The organism is Actinomycetospora sp. C-140 (assembly GCF_054796175.1).
Map to the genome: position 1 here is coordinate 92,787 of NZ_JBTWNF010000012.1, position 17,203 is coordinate 109,989.

General features: G+C 74.4%; 16 protein-coding genes. 10 read left to right on the forward strand and 6 right to left on the reverse strand.

The window, feature by feature from the left end; translation table 11 throughout:
* The first annotated feature begins 127 nt into the window (after positions 1-127).
* Positions 128-439 carry an ArsR/SmtB family transcription factor gene (locus tag ACR9E3_RS20120; protein WP_460382421.1) on the forward strand — a complete coding sequence of 104 codons (312 nt, stop codon included), beginning with the start codon at positions 128-130 and terminating at the stop codon, positions 437-439.
* Here the strand turns inward: ACR9E3_RS20120 and metX are convergent.
* Positions 434-1,579, reverse strand: a complete 1,146-nt coding sequence (metX, locus tag ACR9E3_RS20125; RefSeq protein WP_460382297.1) for a homoserine O-acetyltransferase MetX — start codon at positions 1,577-1,579, stop codon at positions 434-436. The genes ACR9E3_RS20120 and metX overlap by 6 nt on opposite strands.
* Positions 1,580-1,592: 13 nt before the next feature.
* Positions 1,593-2,900, reverse strand: a complete 1,308-nt coding sequence (locus ACR9E3_RS20130) for a bifunctional o-acetylhomoserine/o-acetylserine sulfhydrylase (RefSeq protein ID WP_460382298.1) — start codon at positions 2,898-2,900, stop codon at positions 1,593-1,595.
* Between the two features lie 256 nt (positions 2,901-3,156).
* On the opposite strand from ACR9E3_RS20130, the gene ACR9E3_RS20135 reads away from it, so the two are divergent.
* A complete protein-coding gene (locus ACR9E3_RS20135) occupies positions 3,157-4,431 on the forward strand; it encodes a cytochrome P450 (protein WP_460382299.1) in 1,275 nt (424 codons plus the stop codon).
* Positions 4,432-4,603: 172 nt separating this feature from the next.
* Here ACR9E3_RS20135 and ACR9E3_RS20140 read toward each other — a convergent pair whose 3' ends face one another.
* Positions 4,604-5,413: a hypothetical protein gene (locus ACR9E3_RS20140; RefSeq protein ID WP_460382300.1), complete on the reverse strand. Its 810-nt coding sequence runs from the start codon at positions 5,411-5,413 to the stop codon at positions 4,604-4,606.
* Between the two features lie 269 nt (positions 5,414-5,682).
* Here ACR9E3_RS20140 and ACR9E3_RS20145 point away from each other — a divergent pair, with 269 nt between their 5' ends.
* From ACR9E3_RS20145 to ACR9E3_RS20175, 7 genes are all read left to right on the forward strand, one after another.
* On the forward strand, positions 5,683-6,276 hold the full coding sequence (locus ACR9E3_RS20145; protein WP_460382301.1) for a TetR family transcriptional regulator: 594 nt from the start codon (positions 5,683-5,685) through the stop codon (positions 6,274-6,276).
* 78 nt (positions 6,277-6,354) lie between these two features.
* Positions 6,355-7,530 carry an alkane 1-monooxygenase gene (locus ACR9E3_RS20150; RefSeq protein ID WP_460382302.1) on the forward strand — a complete coding sequence of 392 codons (1,176 nt, stop codon included), beginning with the start codon at positions 6,355-6,357 and terminating at the stop codon, positions 7,528-7,530.
* A gap of 29 nt (positions 7,531-7,559) precedes the next feature.
* A complete protein-coding gene (locus ACR9E3_RS20155) occupies positions 7,560-8,816 on the forward strand; it encodes an MFS transporter (RefSeq protein ID WP_460382303.1) in 1,257 nt (418 codons plus the stop codon).
* 34 nt (positions 8,817-8,850) lie between these two features.
* Entirely contained in the window at positions 8,851-9,279 is a 429-nt protein-coding gene (locus tag ACR9E3_RS20160) for a PPOX class F420-dependent oxidoreductase (RefSeq protein WP_460382304.1), read from the forward strand.
* Between the two features lie 208 nt (positions 9,280-9,487).
* On the forward strand, positions 9,488-10,435 hold the full coding sequence (gene sbnA / locus ACR9E3_RS20165; RefSeq protein WP_460382305.1) for a 2,3-diaminopropionate biosynthesis protein SbnA: 948 nt from the start codon (positions 9,488-9,490) through the stop codon (positions 10,433-10,435).
* Positions 10,436-10,440: 5 nt separating this feature from the next.
* The gene (locus ACR9E3_RS20170) at positions 10,441-12,045 is read left to right on the forward strand and encodes an IucA/IucC family protein (RefSeq protein ID WP_460382306.1); all 1,605 of its coding nucleotides are present in this window, start codon (positions 10,441-10,443) and stop codon (positions 12,043-12,045) included.
* Between the two features lie 32 nt (positions 12,046-12,077).
* Entirely contained in the window at positions 12,078-13,709 is a 1,632-nt protein-coding gene (locus ACR9E3_RS20175; RefSeq protein WP_460382307.1) for an IucA/IucC family protein, read from the forward strand.
* Positions 13,710-13,733: 24 nt separating this feature from the next.
* On the opposite strand, the gene ACR9E3_RS20180 is transcribed toward ACR9E3_RS20175, so the two are convergent.
* The 3 genes from ACR9E3_RS20180 to ACR9E3_RS20190 are packed head-to-tail and all read right to left on the reverse strand — an operon-like array spanning position 13,734 to position 15,931.
* Positions 13,734-14,147, reverse strand: coding sequence for a VOC family protein (locus ACR9E3_RS20180; protein WP_460382308.1), 414 nt, complete (start codon positions 14,145-14,147; stop codon positions 13,734-13,736).
* A gap of 4 nt (positions 14,148-14,151) precedes the next feature.
* Entirely contained in the window at positions 14,152-15,489 is a 1,338-nt protein-coding gene (locus tag ACR9E3_RS20185; protein WP_460382309.1) for an FAD-binding oxidoreductase, read from the reverse strand.
* Positions 15,490-15,520: 31 nt separating this feature from the next.
* Positions 15,521-15,931: a RidA family protein gene (locus tag ACR9E3_RS20190; protein WP_460382311.1), complete on the reverse strand. Its 411-nt coding sequence runs from the start codon at positions 15,929-15,931 to the stop codon at positions 15,521-15,523.
* A gap of 113 nt (positions 15,932-16,044) precedes the next feature.
* Here ACR9E3_RS20190 and ACR9E3_RS20195 point away from each other — a divergent pair, with 113 nt between their 5' ends.
* Positions 16,045-17,172 carry a response regulator transcription factor gene (locus tag ACR9E3_RS20195; protein WP_460382312.1) on the forward strand — a complete coding sequence of 376 codons (1,128 nt, stop codon included), beginning with the start codon at positions 16,045-16,047 and terminating at the stop codon, positions 17,170-17,172.
* The last annotated feature ends 31 nt before the right edge of the window (positions 17,173-17,203 follow it).

Below are 17,203 nucleotides of genomic sequence, written 5' to 3' on the forward strand. Positions count from 1 at the left end.
CCGTCACCCGGGCGCCGCGTGAGGATGACACGATGGGTCGGTGCACCTCACCGAGCCCTCGGACGGCACCCCGGAGGACGCCGCCCGCGCCGAGCAGCGCCACCGCGCGCTCGACGAGGACCACAAGGTGTGCGACGCGGTCGCCGCGCTGCCGGCGGGCGACACCATCCACGCCTGGGTCACCCGGTTCGCCCTGCTCGCGGACCCCACCCGCCTGACGCTGCTGCTCTGCATCCACACGGCGGGCGAGATCTGCGTGTCCGACCTCGCGGTCGCCGCGGGCCTCAAGGACACGACCACCTCGCAGGCGCTGCGCCTCCTGCGCGCCCAGGGGCTCGTCGCCACCCAGCGGGCAGGGCGCGTCGTGCGCTACCGGCTGGCCGACGAGACCGTGCACGCGCTGCTGCACGAGGTCGCCGACCAGCCCGCGACCTTATAGCGACAAGAGCTCCGCCAGGATCTGCTCGAGACGCCGCGCCTCGATGAGGAACGCGTCGTGCCCGTACGGCGAGTCGATGAGCCGGACGTCCGTGGCCCCGGGGATGAGGGCGGCGAGCTCCTCCTGCTGGTGCAGCGGGTAGAGCCGGTCCGACGACGACCCCGCGACGACCGTGCGCGCGGTCACCCGCTCGAGCGCCTCGCGCAGCGAGCCGCGACCGCGGGCGACGTCGTGGCCGTTCATGGCCTCGGTGAGCGCGACGTAGCTGGCGGCGTCGAAGCGGTGGACGAGCTTCTCGGCGTGGTGGTCGAGGTAGCTCTCGATCGCGTAGCGCCCGCCGGCGTCGGGGTCCTCGCCCGGCTGGGGCCGCCGGGCGAAGCGCGTGTCGTACTCCTCGGCGCTGCGGTAGGTGTTGTGCGCGATCCGCCGGGCGACGCCCAGGCCGAGGTGCGGGCCGTGGCCCCGCGGCAGGTCGTGGTAGTCGCCGCCGTGCCAGTTCGGGTCGTCGCGGATGGCGGCGATCTGCGGGGCGGCCCAGGCGATCTGGTCCGCCGACGCCGCCGCCGGCGAGCACAGCAGCAGCAGCCGCTCCACCCGCGACGGGTGCATCACGGCCCACTCGAGGGCGCGCATCCCGCCCATGGACCCGCCGAGCACCGCCGCCCAGCGCTCGATGCCCAGGACGTCGGCGACCTCCTCCTCCACCGCGACCTGGTCGCGCACCGTCGTCCGCGGGAACCGCGACCCCCACGGCCGCCCGTCCGCGGCCGTGCTGGAGGGACCCGTCGTGCCCTGGCAGCCGCCGAGGACGTTGGGCGCCACGACGAACCAGCGGTCGGTGTCCACGGCCCGGCCCGGCCCGATCATCCCCGACCACCAGCCGGGCGTCGGGTGCCCGAGCCCGGCATCGCCGGTGACGTGGCTGTCGCCGGTGAGCGCGTGCAGCACGAGCACCGCGTTCGACCCGTCGAACTCGCCCCACGTCTCGTAGGCCACCCGGACGTCGGGAAGGGTCTCGCCGTTCTCGAGCGCGACCGGGCCGATGTCGACGAAGCGCCGGTCGCCGACCGGGTCCCCCTCCCGCCACGCACCGGTGGCGGGAGGGAGGACGGTCACGGTCGTCTCCAGTGCCTCGGTCACGCAGCCAGGACCATCACTGGGCGGCCTTCGCCGCGGTGAAGCCCGCCTCGAGGTCGGCCTTGAGGTCCTCGACGTTCTCGATGCCGACGGCCAGCCGCACGAGTCCCGGGGTCACGCCCGCGGACTCCTGCTCGTTCTCGGAGAGCTGGCTGTGCGTGGTCGACGCCGGGTGGGCGATGAGGCTGCGGACGTCGCCGATGTTCACCAGCTGGGAGTGCAGGCTGGTGCCGTCGACGAACGCGCGCCCGGCCTCGACCCCGCCGCGCAGGTCGAACGACACGATCGCGCCGACGCCCTTCGGCAGGTACTTCTTCGCGGCCTCGTACCACGGGCTCGACGGCAGGCCGGCGTAGTAGACGCGCTCGACCTCGTCGCGCGCCTCGAGCCACTGCGCCAGGGCCTGGGCGTTCTGCACGTGTCGCTCGATGCGCAGTGAGAGCGTCTCGATGCCCTGCAGGATGAGGAAGGCGTTGAACGGGCTGATCGCCGGCCCGGTGTCGCGCAGGTGCTGCACCCGCATCTTCGCGGCGTACGCGCCCGGGCCGAGCGCCTCCCAGTACTTCAGGCCGCCGTAGCTCGGGTCGGGCTCGGTGAAGCCGGGGAAGCGGTCGCCGTGCGCGCCGAAGTCGAAGGTGCCGGCGTCGACGACGACGCCCGCGATCGTCGTGCCGTGCCCGCCCAGGTACTTCGTGGCCGAGTGGACGACGACGTCGGCGCCGTGCTCGATCGGGCGGAGCAGGTAGGGCGTCGGGACGGTGTTGTCGACGACGAACGGGACGCCGACCTCGTGCGCGACCCCGGCGACGCCGGCGACGTCGAGCACGTTCGAGCCCGGGTTGGCGATCGTCTCGGCAAAGAACAGCTTGGTGTTCTCCCGCGCAGCGTGGCGCCACTGCTCGAGGTCGTCCTGGTCCTCGACGAACGAGACCTCGATGCCGAGCTTCGGCAGCGTGTAGTGGAACAGGTTGTACGTGCCGCCGTAGAGGCTCGGGCTGGAGACGAAGTGGTCGCCGGCCTCCGCGATGTTCAGGATCGCCGCCGTCGTGGCCGCGCTGCCCGAGGCGAACGCCAGGCCGGCCACACCGCCCTCGAGGGCGGCGACGCGCTGCTCGAGCACGTCCTGCGTCGGGTTCATGATCCGGGTGTAGATGTTGCCCGGCTCGGCGAGGCTGAACAGGTCCGCGCCGTGCTGGGTGTCGCGGAAGACGTACGACGTCGTCTGGTAGATCGGCGTGGCCCGGGCGCCCGTGGCGGGGTCGGGGGCCGCGCCCGCGTGGACCTGCTGTGTCTCGAACGACCAGCAGGCGCTCGCGTCGGTCATGAGGTGCTCAACTCCATCGTCGGTGATGCGGGGATACGGGTCCTGCTCGTCGTCCGGCGGGGTGCTGCCCCTCAGCGACACCACTCGTCGAACGCGTCGACGCGACGACTCGGCCAGAACCCTTGGAGATCAACCCGCACCACGCCGGTGATCCTCCCGCCGCCGGGCGTGGGGCACAACCGACGGCCCCGCGTGGGTCGCGGGGCTCACGTGCGCCGCGTGGCGGGGCGCCCGGCTTTTTGGCAGCCTGCCAACTATGGCGATGTCGACCGTGGACCTGGGCAACCGCGAGTTCTGGGCGGCGCCGTGGGCGCAGCGCTACGAGGCGTTCGCGGGGATGCGCGCGGACTCTGGGCTGCCGTGGTTCGCCGAGCCCGAGTTCCCGGGCTTCCCGACGGGCTCGGGCTTCCGCGCGGTGACCCGGCACGCCGACGTCGAGTACGTCAGCAAGCACCCGGACCTCTTCTGCTCCGGGCAGGGTGCGGTGTCGATCCTCGACCTGCCCGCCGAGGCGCACGAGTTCTTCGGCTCGCTGATCAGCATGGACGCCCCGCGCCACACCAAGATTCGGCGCATCGCCGCGCAGGCGTTCACCCCGAGGCGCACCGAGGCCCTGCTCGCCGACGTCACGCGCGTGGCGCGGTCGGTGGTGGCGTCGGCGCGGGAGAAGGCGCTGTCCGGCGACGGCTCGTTCGACCTGGTCGCCGACGTCTCCGCCCCGATGCCCCTGCTGATCATCTGCGAGATGATGGGCATCCCCGAGTCGCGTCGCGACGAGGTCTTCGCCCACTCCAACGTCATCCTCGCCGGCGACGACCCGGAGTACGTGACCTCGGAGAACCCCCTCGGCGACTACCTCGCCGCCGGCGCCGGGCTCTCGGGGCTGATGACGGAGCTGGCTGCTCTGCGCGAGGAGTCGCCGACCGACGACGTGACCACCGCGCTCGTGCACGGCGAGGTCGACGGCGAGCGGCTCACGCACCAGGAGATCGCGTCGTTCTTCATCCTGCTCTGCGTCGCCGGCAACGAGACCACGCGCAACGCGATCACCCACGGCGTCTGGGGGATGCACGGCGACCCCGCCCAGTGGGAACTGTGGTCCTCGGACGTCGACGGGGTGACCCCGACCGCGGTCGACGAGATCGTGCGCTGGGCCTCGCCGATCAACTGGATGCGCCGGACGGCGGTGAGCGATGCGGTGATCGGTGACGTGCCGGTCGCGGCGGGCGAGAAGCTGCTGCTCGTCTACGGGGCCGCGAACCGGGATTCCGATGTCTTCCCGGAGCCCGACGCGCTCGACCTGCGCCGCTCCCCCAACCCGCACCAGGGCTTCGGCGCGCACGGGCCGCACTTCTGCCTCGGCGCGCACCTCGCCCGCCGCGAGATCGCCGTGCTCTTCCGCGAGCTCTTCGCCGGGATGCCCGACCTGCGCGTCGTCGGCGAGCCGGACCGCCTGCGCAGCATCTTCGTCAACGGGATCAAGCACCTGCCCGTCGCGCTCGCGGGGACGGACGCGGCGCGGGGGGTCTGAGGTCCCGAGGTTCTGAGCGCCCGGCGCAGCAAGATCTGGAGTTGGTGAGCGACCGCTCCGGTGAGCGGAGCGTTCGCTCACCACATCCGGATCTTCGCGGCGCGGGCTCCGGGATCGCCGTCCCGGTGACGAACGACGTCGGGAGTGAAGGCGTCCGTCACCCGGATCGCGATCAGCTGCCGCCGGCGTCCCCCCGCACCCGGCGCAGCACCGCGTGGCGCAGGGCGAACGCACCCAGCGAGGCGAGGACCAGCACCGCGAGGACGGTCGGCGTCCCCACCCCGCCCGGGAGGCCGTCGACCGCCAGCGCCTGGACGTCGCTCGACGTCGTCACCGGGGAGCCGGCGCCCTGCCCCGCGAGCGTGCGCAGCGGGCTGCCCAGCGGCGCGAAGAGCAGGGCGGGGTTCGCGGGGCCGAAGCTCAGCATCGGGACCCGCGCGGTCGCGAGACCCCCGGCGGCGGCGAACGCCACGGGCGCGCCCCGGACGTCGGGCGCGGGGATGACCGCGGACGCGGGGGCGACCGGGGCCTGACTCCCGGCTACGGCCCCGACGCCCGAGACGGCGCCGGCCGAGGTGTCGGTGCTCGCGCCACCGTCGGTCCCGGCGGCTGCTCCGGAGGGAACCGACGCCGAGCTCGGCGAAGCTGCCGATGCCCCAGCGCCCGCGGCGGCGTCGACGGTGTTCGCGGCGTTGCTCGCGGCCTGTTCTGTCGCGGTTCGCGCCGCCTCGGCCGTCCCGGTGGTCTCGGTGACCACCTGATAGCCCAGCCCGACGAGAGAGTCCGCGAGTGCGGCGACACCGCCGAGCAGGCACTGCCCGTCGGGCGCGCGCTCGAGGAGGCGCGCAACCTCGAAGCGCTGCCCGCCCGCCGTGCACGTCTCCGGATCCGCCGCCGCCGACCCCGCCCCGAGCCCGAGGGAACCGACGAGGAGGGCACCGACGATCACGCTGGGCAGCGGGCGGGCGGGACGGACGATCATGCGCGGACCCCTTCGGCCGAACGGCTGAACCACGCCGGGGAGCCCGGCGGTATGCGCGCTCATCGGTGCTCGGTCGCGGTCGTTACCGGTGAGTTGCCCGTGAGGTCGAAGTCCGTCGGTTCAGCCTAACGAGTGACTGCTCTCCGGACGTACCAACAGCGCCGAATGCGCAGGTCGTAGGGGCCCGGACCAGACGCCCGAGGGGCCCGACCGGGGGTGAGCGTCGTGCTCCGCACACCTCGGCGGTTGCGGTGCGTGACACTGGCAGCATGACCGGGGAGTCCCTGCGCCTGGAGTTCCGGCGACAGGTGCGCGAGCGGGTCCTCGCGACCGCGCACGAGCACACCGTCGAGCGGGGCTGGGAGCGGGTGCGCGTCGGCGAGATCGCCGTCGATTCCGGGGTGTCGCGGCCGACGCTCTACCGCGAGTTCGGCAACAAGGACGGGCTCGGCGAGGCCCTCATGACCCGCGAGGCCGAGCGGTTCTTCGCCGCGATCGCCGAGGCGCTCTCGGAGCACGCCGAGGTCCCGGACGCCGTCGCCGCCGCCACACGGCTCACGCTCGAGGAGGCGTCGGACAACCCGCTGCTCAAGGCCGTGCTGACGGGCAGCCGGTCGGGCGACGCCGGCCTGCTGCCGTTCCTCACCTCGCGGTCGGAGTCGATCCGCGAGTCGGCGCGCGCGCTGATCGCGACGTGGCTGGAGCAGCAGCGACCGGACCTGTTGCCCACACAGATCGAGGAGACCGTCGACGCGGTCGTGCGCCTGGTCATCTCGCACGTGGTGGCGCCGGCCCTCGATCCCGTCGACGTCGGCCAGCGAGTAGCCCATCTGGTCGCAGCGCTCACCCGAACGCGGAACTGAGACAAAAATCGGGTCTTGTTTCTGAACGGCTCACACCCCATCCTCGACGCGAGCCGTCACGTCGAGGGAGACAGGCCCATGAGCACGACCGAGACCACGGACGTCACCACCGACGTCACCGACCAGCGCCCCTGGCGGGACCGCAAGCGCTACCTGTGGCCGCTGGCCACGGTGATGCCCGGGATGCCGTTCCTCGGCGCCGGGCTGGTCACCGCGACCGGGTGGTCGGGCTGGTGGTGGGTCGGGCCGATGATCCTCTTCGTCGTCCTGCCCGCCCTGGACCTGATCTTCGGCGCCACCGACGACAACCCGCCGGAGTCCGAGCGCGAGCGCCTCGAGGCCGACCGCTACTACCGCTGGGTCACCTACCTGTTCCTGCCGATCCAGTACGCGAGCCTCGTGTTCTCCTGCTGGGTCTGGGCGACGTGGGACCTCCCCTGGCACGCCGACCTCGGCCTCGCCCTGACGATGGGCGTGGTCAGCGGCGTCGCCATCAACACCGCCCACGAACTGGGGCACAAGCGCGAGGACGTCGAGCGCTGGCTCTCGAAGATCGCGCTCGCCAGCTCGGCCTACGGCCACTTCTACGTCGAGCACAACCGCGGCCACCACGTCCGCGTCGCCACCCCGGAGGACCCGGCGAGCTCACGGCTCGGCGAGGGCTTCTGGACCTTCCTGCCGCGCACGGTGTGGGGCAGCCTGCGCTCGTCGTGGCACCTCGAGACCAAGCGCCGGTCGAAGGGGCGCAAGAGCCCGCTCGACCACGAGATCCTCGTCGCCTGGGCGATGACCGTCGTGCTGTTCGTCGCGCTGGTCGCGGCCTTCGGCTGGGTCGTCCTGCCCTGGCTCGTGCTGCAGGCGATGGTCGGCTTCAGCCTGCTCGAGGTCGTCAACTACCTGGAGCACTACGGCCTGAAGCGCGCGAAGCGCGACGACGGCCGCTACGAGCGCACCGACCCCCGCCACAGCTGGAACGCCGACCACACGGTGTCGAACCTGCTGCTCTACCAGCTGCAGCGCCACTCCGACCACCACGCCAACCCGCTGCGCCGCTACCAGACCCTGCGCCACTTCGAGGAGTCCCCGCAGCTGCCCAGCGGCTACGGCTCGATGATCGTCGTCGCGCTGTTCCCGCCGGTGTGGCGGGCGATGATGGACCGGAAGGTGCTGGCCCACTACGACGGCGACGTCGGCCTGGCCAACATCCACCCGCGGAAGCGTGACAAGTACCTCGCCCGCTACGCACGGACATAGAACCCGGCGACGGGGCGTTGGCCACGACTGTGAGCACCGCCCCCGCCGATGCCCTCGACCCCGTCCGCCGCGGCCGGCTCTTCGCCGCGGTGGCCGGGGTCGTCGTGCTCTTCCTGGCCGCGTCGAGCGTCCCGTCCCCGCTCTACGTCGTCTACCAGGCGCAGTGGGGCTTCTCGGCGGCGACGCTGACCGTGATCTTCGCGGTCTACGTCCTGTTCCTGCTCGCCTCGCTGCTCGTCGTCGGCGGCCTGTCCGACCACCTCGGGCGCCGCCCCGTCCTCGCCGGCGCCCTGGTGGTGCAGACGGTCGCGGTGGTGCTGTTCCTGCTCGCGAGCGACGTGACGATGCTGCTGGTCGCCCGTGCCGTGCAGGGCGCCGCCACCGGGGCGGCGATCACCGCGATGGCGGCGACGCTCGTCGACCTGCGGCCGGAGCGCGCGGGGCTGGCCAACGCGACGACGCCGCTGATCGGCCTCGCTCTCGGCGCACTGGGGTGCGGCCTGCTCGTCGAGTACGCCCCGGCGCCGACGCGGCTGGTGTGGGGCGTGCTGCTCGCGGGGTTCGTGGTCGTCGCGGTGGTGCTCGCGCTCCTGCCCGAGACCGCTCCCCGCCGGCCGGGCGCCCTGGCGTCGCTGCGCCCGCGTGTCCGCATCCCCGCCGGGCTGCGCGCCGACGTGCTGGCCATCGCCCCGACCCTGGCCGCGAGCTGGGCGCTCGGCGGCCTCTACCTCTCGCTGGGCCCGTCCGTGGCCGCGGAGATCCTCGGGCTGCACAGCCACCTGCTCGGCGGCGTCGTCGTCACCCTGCTCTGCGGGGTCGGGGCGCTCAGCGCGGTCGTCCTCTACCGCCGGGCGCCCGAGACGCTCCTCGCCCCCGCGAGCGGGCTGCTGGCCCTCGGCACCCTCGTCATCCTCGGCGGGCTCGCGTTCGGCGCCGCGCCGGCGACCGCCCTGGGCACCGTCGTCGCCGGCGTCGGGTTCGGGTCGGCGTCGCTGGCCTGCTTCGGCACGCTCGCGCGCATCGCCCGTCCCGACACCCGCGGCGAGCTCATGGCCGTCGCGTACACGATCGCCTACCTCGCGTTCAGCCTGCCCGCGGTCGTCGCCGGCGTCGCGGCCGTGCAGGTCGGGCTGCGGCCCGTCGCGGAGGCCTACGGCCTGGTCGTGGTCGTCCTCGGTGTCACCGCCGTGGCCGCGCGGGTACTGGTGCTGCGCGCCCGGCGGGCCGCCGCCCCGGTGACGGCACCGGCGACGCCCTGCCCCGCGGCCGGCGAGACCGGTCGCTGACGGGCGCCCACCCGACCGACGAGAGGAACGCCGCATGCCCCTCCCCCCGCTGCCCGACGAGGTCCAGGACTTCCTGCGCAAGCCGAACCCGAGCATCATCACCTCGGTCCGCGGCGACGGCCAGCCGGTGTCCGTGGCCACCTGGTACCTCTGGGAGGACGGCCGGGTGCTGGTGAACATGGACGCTGCGCGCAAGCGCGTGGAGTACCTGCGCCAGGACCCGCGGATCTCGCTCACCGTCCTCGCCGAGGAGGACTGGTACACCCACGTCAGCATGCAGGGCCACGTCGTGGAGTGGGCCGACGATCCCGACCTCGCGATCATCGACCGGTGCTCGCAGCACTACACCGGCAAGGACTACCCCATCCGTGACCGCAAGCGGGTGGCGGCGTGGATCGAGGTCGACCGCTGGCACGGCTGGGGCGCCCACAAGGCCTCCGACAACCCCGACAACGTGGGCTGATCCGGGCGACTCCGGGCTCCTCGCGGTCGCCCGATCGGCGCGGGGTGGGGCGTGGTTAGGGTTGCCTGGGTCGGGGTCGACCCCACCCGGGCGACCGCCCGGCCACGTCGCGACGGAGGTGGGAGTGACCCTCGCCCGTGGGCCCCGACCGGGCCCCACCGGTGGACTCCCCGGGCTCGACCCGGGGTCGGAACCGATCCTCGACTCGGTGCAGGGAGCCGTCGGCGCGACGCCGCTGGTGGAGCTCGGGCGGATGTTCACGCGTCCCGGTGTGCAGGTCCTCGCCAAGCTCGAGCTGATGAACCCGGGCGGGAGCATGAAGGACCGCTCCGCCCGGTTCATCGTCGACCGCGGGCTCGCCGACGGGTCGATCCCCCGGGGCAGCCGCCTCGTCGAGTCGAGCTCGGGCAACTTCGGCGTCGCCGTGGCCGTGGCCGCCCGGCTGCACGGTCTCGCGTTCACCTGCGTCGTCGACCCCCACGCCAGTCCCGCCAACGTCGCGATCATGCGCGGGCTCGGGGCACAGGTGGAGATCGTCGACGAGCCCGACCTGGCCGGCGGCTACCTGCACACGCGCCTCGCCCGCGTGCACGAGGTCCTCGCGACCACGCCCGACACGGTGTGGATCAACCAGTACGCGAACGACGGCAACTGGCTCGCGCACTACCACGGGACCGGCGCCGAGCTCGCGGAGGCGCTGACCGTGCCGCCGACGCACCTCGTCGGCGCCGTCTCCACCTGCGGAAGCCTGCTCGGGTGTGCGCGGCGCCTGCGGGAGGTCTGCGACCCGCTCGAGGTCGTCGCGGCCGACGCCGTCGGGTCGGTGATCTTCGGCGGACCGGGCGGGTGCCGGGAGCTGCCGGGGCTGGGCTCCAGCCGGGTCCCCGAGCTCCACTCCCCCGCCGAGATCGACCGGGTGGTCGCCGTCGACGACGCCACCGCCGCCGAGGCCTGCCGTGAGCTGCTGGCGACCGAGGCGATCTTCGCGGGTGGCTCCACCGGTGCCGTGGTGGCGGCCGTGCGGCGTGTCGTCGCCGACGTCACCCCGCCCGCCCGCGTCGTCGCGATCTTCCCCGACCGCGGTGACCGCTACCTCGATCGCGTCTGGGACGACGCCTGGCTCGACCGGGCGCGCGCCCGGCGCGGCTCCTCGTGAGCGAGGTGACCGAGCCCGCCACCCTCGTCCTGCGCGATCTCCTCGACGCCGCGGTGGCCGAGGACGTCGAGGGCGCCGGGCGGGTGTCGCTCGGTCCCGGACCCGGAGGCCGGCCGGGGACGTGGGTGCGGTTCCGGACCGCCGACGGCGGGTGCCTCGCCTGGGAGGCCCGGCCGGGCGGGATCCTGCAGCGCACGCGGTACGCGGACGGTCCGGTGCTCGCCGGCGCCTCGCTGCGGGAGGTCACCGATCCGGCCCAGGTGCTGTGCCTGCTCGCGCCCGGTGCGCCGTGCGTCGACGTCGTCGCGCGCGATCTGCGGACGGCGGTCGGCCACGTCCTGCCGCTGCCGACGAGGGAGCTGAGCGAGGAGGTCGGCGAACGGCTGGCGGCCGCGCGCGGGCGCCCGTTCCACCCGACCGCGCGGGCCGTCGCCGGGTGGACGCGGGACGACCTCGACCGCTGGGGGCCGGGCGCGGAGGTGCCGCTGGACTGGGTGGGGGTGCGCCGGGACCACGTGCGCCGGGGAGCGTCACCGCTCGACCTCGACCACGCTCCGGAGGTTCCCGACACCCACGTCGCCCTGCCCGTGCACCCCTTCGACCGCGAGCACGTCCTGCCGGTCGCCTTCGCGCGGGAGCTCGCCGACGGCACGGTGATCCCCCTGGCGCGGGGTGTCGGGGCCGGGCGCGCGACGGCGTCGCTGCGCACCCTCGACCTCGGCGGCGGGTGGCACCTCAAGCTGCCCCTCGGGGTGACGACGCTGGGCTCGGCGCGGCTGCTCGGCGCGCGCTCGCTCGACCACGCCCAGCGCGGCGAGCGCGTCCTGCGTGACGTGCTCGCCGCCGACCCGGACCTGCGCGGGCGGGTCACGGTCGCCGACGAGACCGCCTGGGCGGGCTTCGCGCGTCCCGACGGCAGCGACGAGTTCACCGACCGGCCCGGGCACCTCGCCGCGATGCTGCGCCGTCTGCCCCCGCCGACCGGGACGGTCCGGCTGCCGCTCGCGGCGCTGGCCGCGCCGGCGTGGGACGGCCCGCTGGCAGCGCTCGGCGACACGGAGGCGGTGTTCGCCGCGGTCGTCGAGGCGGTCGTCGCGACCGGGGTCGGGTTCCTGCGCCACGGCGTGCTGCCGGAGATGCACGGGCAGAACGTGCTGCTCGACGTGTCGTCCGAGCGGATCGGGCTCGTGCTGCGCGACCACGACGCCGTGCGGGTCCACCCGCGCTGGCTCTCGGTGCCCGACCCCGCCTACCGGCTCGCGCCGGGCGGCACCCAGTCGCTGCGGCTCGACACGCCCGGCGCCCTGATCGGCTTCTTCGCGACCCTGGCCGTCGAGGTCGGTCTCGGCGGCGTCGTCGACGCGCTGGTGCGGCACACCGGGACGACGGAGGCGCGGTGGTGGGCCGTGATCCGCCGGGCGGTCGAGGACGCGGTCGCGGCGACCCGCAGCCCGACCGTGCGCGGCACCCTGGAGACCGTGCTCCTCGACGCCGACACCTGGCCCTACCGCACGGTCCTGCGTCCGTTGCTCGAGCGCGGTCCCTCCGCCGGGACGAGCATGCCCGCCGGCGTCGCCCACGTGCCGAACCCGTTGCGGGCCGTGCGGTGATCGACGGTCCGGCTCCGGGGCGCCCCGCGTCCGTGACCCCGTCCGACGTGGCCGCGGCGCTCGCCGCGGCCGACCCGGTCCGGCAGCGCGTGCTGACCCAGCTCGTCGAGTCCCTCCTCCTCGAGGACGCCGTCGACGTGGAGGGCGACGGCGGGCCCGGGACCCGCGCCGGGCCGTTCGCGGTGGAGTTCGTGCGGACGCCGTCGTGCGGGCGGGTGCGGTTGACCTCGCCGGTGACGCGGGACGGCGCCGCCGTCACCCCCGGGGAGTTCCTCGCCGACGCCCCGGTGCGCGCCGACCCCGCGTGCCGGGCGCGGCTGGGGCAGGAGCTGGCCGCGACGGTGCTGGGCGACGCGCTGGCGCTGCGGGCGCGACCCGCCGGCCCGCTCGACCCCGACGCCGGGCACGACGTGCTCGAGGCCCTCGTCGCCGACGGGCACCGCTACCACCCGGCGTACAAGTCGCGGATGGGGTTCGGGGTGGGCGACCTGCTCGCCTACACCCCCGAGTTCGCCCCCACCGTGCACCCGGTGCTGCTCGACGCCGACCCGTCGCTGGTGTCGGTCTCGGCGTCGGCGGGGCTCGACCCCTCCTCGGTGTGGCACGCGCCCGCGGGCCGGGTGGGGATCCCGGTGCACCCGTGGCAGTGGGAGCACCACGTGGCGGCGGCGCACGCGACGGCGCTGGCGTCGGGGGTGCTGCGGGTGGCCGGTACCGACGAGGGTGTCTGGCGCCCCCAGGCGTCGATCCGGACGCTGGCGCGCCTCGACGAGCCCCGCGCGCCGTCGGTGAAGCTGCCGCTGGCGATCACGAACACCTCGACCTCACGGGGCCTCGCGCCGCACACGGTCCGCAACGCCGCGCCGATCTCGGACTGGCTGGCCGGGATCGTCGCGGGCGACCCGGTGCTCGCCGAGAAGGCCCGCGTGATCGTCCTGCGCGAGATCCTGGGGGTCAGCGTCGAGCCCGGGCTGGGGGCGATCTGGCGGGAGAGCCTGCACGTGCACCTGCACCCCGGGGAGCGCGCGGTGCCGTTCCCGGGGCTGGCGTCGCGGTCCGCGGCGGGCGTGCCCCTGATCGACCCGTGGATCCGGGAGCAGGGCGCGCGGGCCTGGACCGAGCGCCTGGTCACGGCGACGGTGCTGCCGCTGGTGCACCTGCTGGTGGTGCACGGCGTGGCGCTGGAGTCGCACGCGCAGAACATGCTGCTCGTGCACGCCGGCGGGTTGCCCACGCGCGTGGCGCTGAAGGACTTCCACGACGGCGTGCGCTTCTCGCGGTCGCTGCTGGCGGCGCCGGGACCGGCGCTCGAGGCCCCGCCCGCCGACCACCCGAACGCGAACTCGTTCCTGGAGACCGACGACCCGACCCAGGTCACCGGGTTCCTGCTCGACTGCCTGTGCTTCGTCAACCTCGCCGAGATCGCCCACCTGTTGGCGGGCGAGTACGGGTTCGCGGAGGAGGAGTCCTGGGCGGTCGCGGCGCGGGCGATCCGGGATCACGCGGACCGGGTGCCGGCGTTCCGTGAGCGTCTGGCGGTGTTCGACGTCTTCGCTCCGACGCTCGAGGTCGAGAAGCTCACCACCCGCCGCCTCTGGCCCGACACCGAGCTCCGGGTCCACGAGGTCCCCAACCCCCTATGTGAGCGAACTTCGGGGCTATAGCCCCAAAGTTCGCTCACGTAGGGATCAGTAGACCGCCAGCTCCACCAGGTTCCGGTCGGGGTCGCGGAGGTAGACGCTGCGCATGGGGCCGAGGGCGCCGGTGCGGTCGACCGGGCCCTCCTCGATCGTCACGCCCGCGTCGGTGAGCGCGGCGGCCACGTCCTCGATCGGCCCGCCCACGACGAAGCACAGGTCGCCGCTGCCGGGGGTCGGACGCAGCGCCTTGGGCTCGAACTCGTTCCCCGCCTCGTGCAGGTTGATCTTCTCGTCGCCGAAGTGGAGCGCGGTGCGCCCGGAGAACGTCCGCTCCTCCATGCCCAGCACCCGGGTGTAGAAGTCGACCGTGGCCCGGAGGTCGGCCACGGTCAGGACGAGGTGGTCGAGGCTGCGCACGTGCGCGGGATGGGTCGCCATGGCGACCCATCCCACTCCGCTCACGCCGTCACCGCAGCCCTGCCGTCCGGAACATCCCGTCCGGGTCGCAGGACTCGCGGACGCCGGTCAGGAAGGCGAGCGTCGCGTCGTCCCACAGCGCCCCCAGCCGTCCTCCCGCGGCCGGGCCCTGGAAGTTCGGCAGCCCGCCGGTGACCCACGGCCGGACGGCGTCGATCACGGACCTCGCCGCGGCGGGAGCCATCGCCGCCACCGGCGGGAACATCGGCGCGAGCGCGTAGAGGTGGAAGGCAGCGTCGCGGCCGGCGACGGCGTCGTGGTCCCGCTGCGGCCGGCGCGCGATCGCGCCACCGAGGTGGCGGAGCTCGGCCATGATCAGCGGGGTCTCGACGCCCGGGCCGGCCACCGCCAGCAGCGCGTCGACGGCCTCGGCCGGCAGGGCGCCGAGCGTCGCCGAGTCGTCCCAGATCGGCATGGGATCGGTCGGGTCCGCGTGGATCGCGTCGATCGCCGCGAACGGCATCTCGTCGACCGTGTCGGCGAGCGGTGTCGCCACCGCGCGCATCGGGGCCAGGATCGCCGCGCCCTCCTCGGCCGTCCCGAGGTGCGCGAAGCGCAGGTGCGTCACGAACGCGCCCTGCAGCGGCGGGGGCAGCGACGGGTCCGGGGGCAGGCGCAGCAGCGCGATCGAGCTCGAGGCCTCCTCGGGCAGGGTCGCGACCCACTCCCGCCACGCGTGCAGCAGCTGCGGGGAGGCCTCGCCGGGGAAGAAGATCCCGCCGCCGAAGAGCCGGGTCACCGGGTGCAGGGCGATCTCCATCTCGGTGACGACGCCGAAGCCCGCCTTGCCGCCGAGCAGCGCGGCGAACAGGTCCGGCTCGCGGGTGTCGTCGACGTCGCGCTCGACGCCGTCGGCGGTGACGACGCGGACCCGGCGGACCTGGTCCGCGCCGGTGCCGAACGCCCGGGACAGCGGCCCGTGCCCGCCGCCGAGGCAGAAGCCGACGACGCCGACGTGCGACGACGACCCGCAGATCGGCGCGAGCCCGTGCGGCGTGGCCGCGGCGATCACCTGCTGCCACCGCGCGCCCCCGCCGACGGTCGCGGTGCGGGCCTCGGGGTCGATCCGGACCTGGTCGAGGTGGCGGGTGGAGATCAGCACGGAGCCGGCGAGGTCGCTGACCAGCTGGTGGCCGGTGGCCTGGACGGTGACGGCACGGCCCTCACCGCCCGCCCACCGGACCGCGGCCGCGACGTCGGCGGGACTGCGGGCCTCCACGACCAGGTCGGGGCGTGGCGTCGTCGTCGTGACGAACGGCGCGACGGCGGCGGCGTACCCGGTGTCGAGCGGGGTGAGGGCGGCGGGGACGAGGGTCGGGGTGCTCATGGCGGGGCTCCTTGTGGGGACGGGGAGGTGGTCAGCGGGCGGCGGTGGCGTCGATCTCGACGGCCATGCCGGGGACGGCGAGGCGGGCGACCTGCAGGAGGGTCGCGGGCGGGGTGGCGCCGGCGGCGTCGAGCCGCTCGGTGATCGCGCCGTAGGAGGCCAGCGCGGCGTCCATGTCGGTCACGTGGACGACGAGGCGGGTCACGTCGCGCAGGTCCATGCCGCCGCGGGCGAGCAGGTCCTCGACGTGCGCGATCGCGAGCGCCATCTGGGCCGTCATGTCCCCGAGGTGGAGGAGCTGCCCGTCGGCGTCGAGCGACCCCTGCCCAGCGACGGTGAGTAGCTGGACGGGTGCCGGGCGGAGCTGGGCCTGGTCGTAGCGGAAGCCGGCGTTCCAGGACGTCGGGTTGATCCGGTAGGTGCCGGTGAGCTGCTGTGTCATGCCGAGAAGCCTGTGCCGCCGACCTCGGTGCGCCCATCCCAGCGCCCTGGTGACCTCCCACCCCAGGAATCTGGGATCCCCCGTTTGCTCGATCACTTGCTACATTGCGTGACGTGACCGTGGTGAGCGCCGAGCGCGTCCGCACGCAGATCGACGGGCTCGCGGCGGCGGGCCTGGACTGGCCGACCTTCGGGGCCGCCGCCATCGAGACCCTCCGCCGGGCCCTGCCGTTCTCCGCGGCGTGCCTGTGCACCGTCGACCCGGCGACCGAGCTCGTCACCGCGACGGTCAAGTGGGGCGACGTCGACGACGAGCACGACCTCGAGTGGTCGTACTACGAGTACGAGGTCGACGACGTCTACGACTTCCGCGCCGTCGCCCGCCGGCCCGGCGCCGTCGCCGCGCTGGCCGCCGAGACCGGCGGCGACCCGTCCCGCTCGCGGCGCTACGCCGAGATGTTCTCCCCGGTCTGGGACTACTCCGACGAGCTGCGCGCCGGCCTCGCCGCCGACGGCGCGACGTGGGGCGGGATCGCCCTGTTCCACCAGGGCGGGCGCACCTTCACCCCGGCCGAGCAGGAGTTCGTGAGCTCGGTGTCCACCGGGTTCGCCCGCGGGCTGCGCACCGGCCTCGTCGTCGGCGCGGCCGACCTGTCCGTCGCGGGCGGCAGCGACGGTCCCGCGGTGCTCGTGGTGGGCGCGGACGACGAGGTGGTGCAGGCGAACCTCGGCGCGCAGGAGCGCATCGACGATCTGCGCGGCGGTCCGCTGGGCTCCGCGCCACTGCCCCAGGTCATCTACACGATCATCGGCGCGGCCCGGCGCCGCGCGGCCGACCCGAGCGCGCCGATGCCGCGGGCCCGGCTGCGGTCGCGGTCGGGGCGCTGGGTGGTCGCGCACGCGTCACCGATGGTGGGGCGCGGCGGGACGGTCGCCGACGTCGTCGTCACGCTCGAGGACGCCCGCCCGCCCGAGGTGATCCCGCTGGTCGTGGCGTCGTACGGCCTCACCGACCGCGAGCGCGACGTCGTGGGCCTCGTGCTGGCCGGCGTGGACACCGCCGACGTGGCCGCGCGCCTGCACCTGTCGGCCTACACCGTCCAGGACCACCTCAAGAAGATCTTCGCGAAGGTCGGCGTGCGCAGCCGCCGCGAGCTCATCGCCCGGATCTACAACGACCACTACGTCCCGCACCTCGTCGAGGGCGGCGCCCTGGCCCCGTCGGGCTGGTTCGCGAGCTGACCCCATGTGAGCAGATGGCGCCCCGATGGGG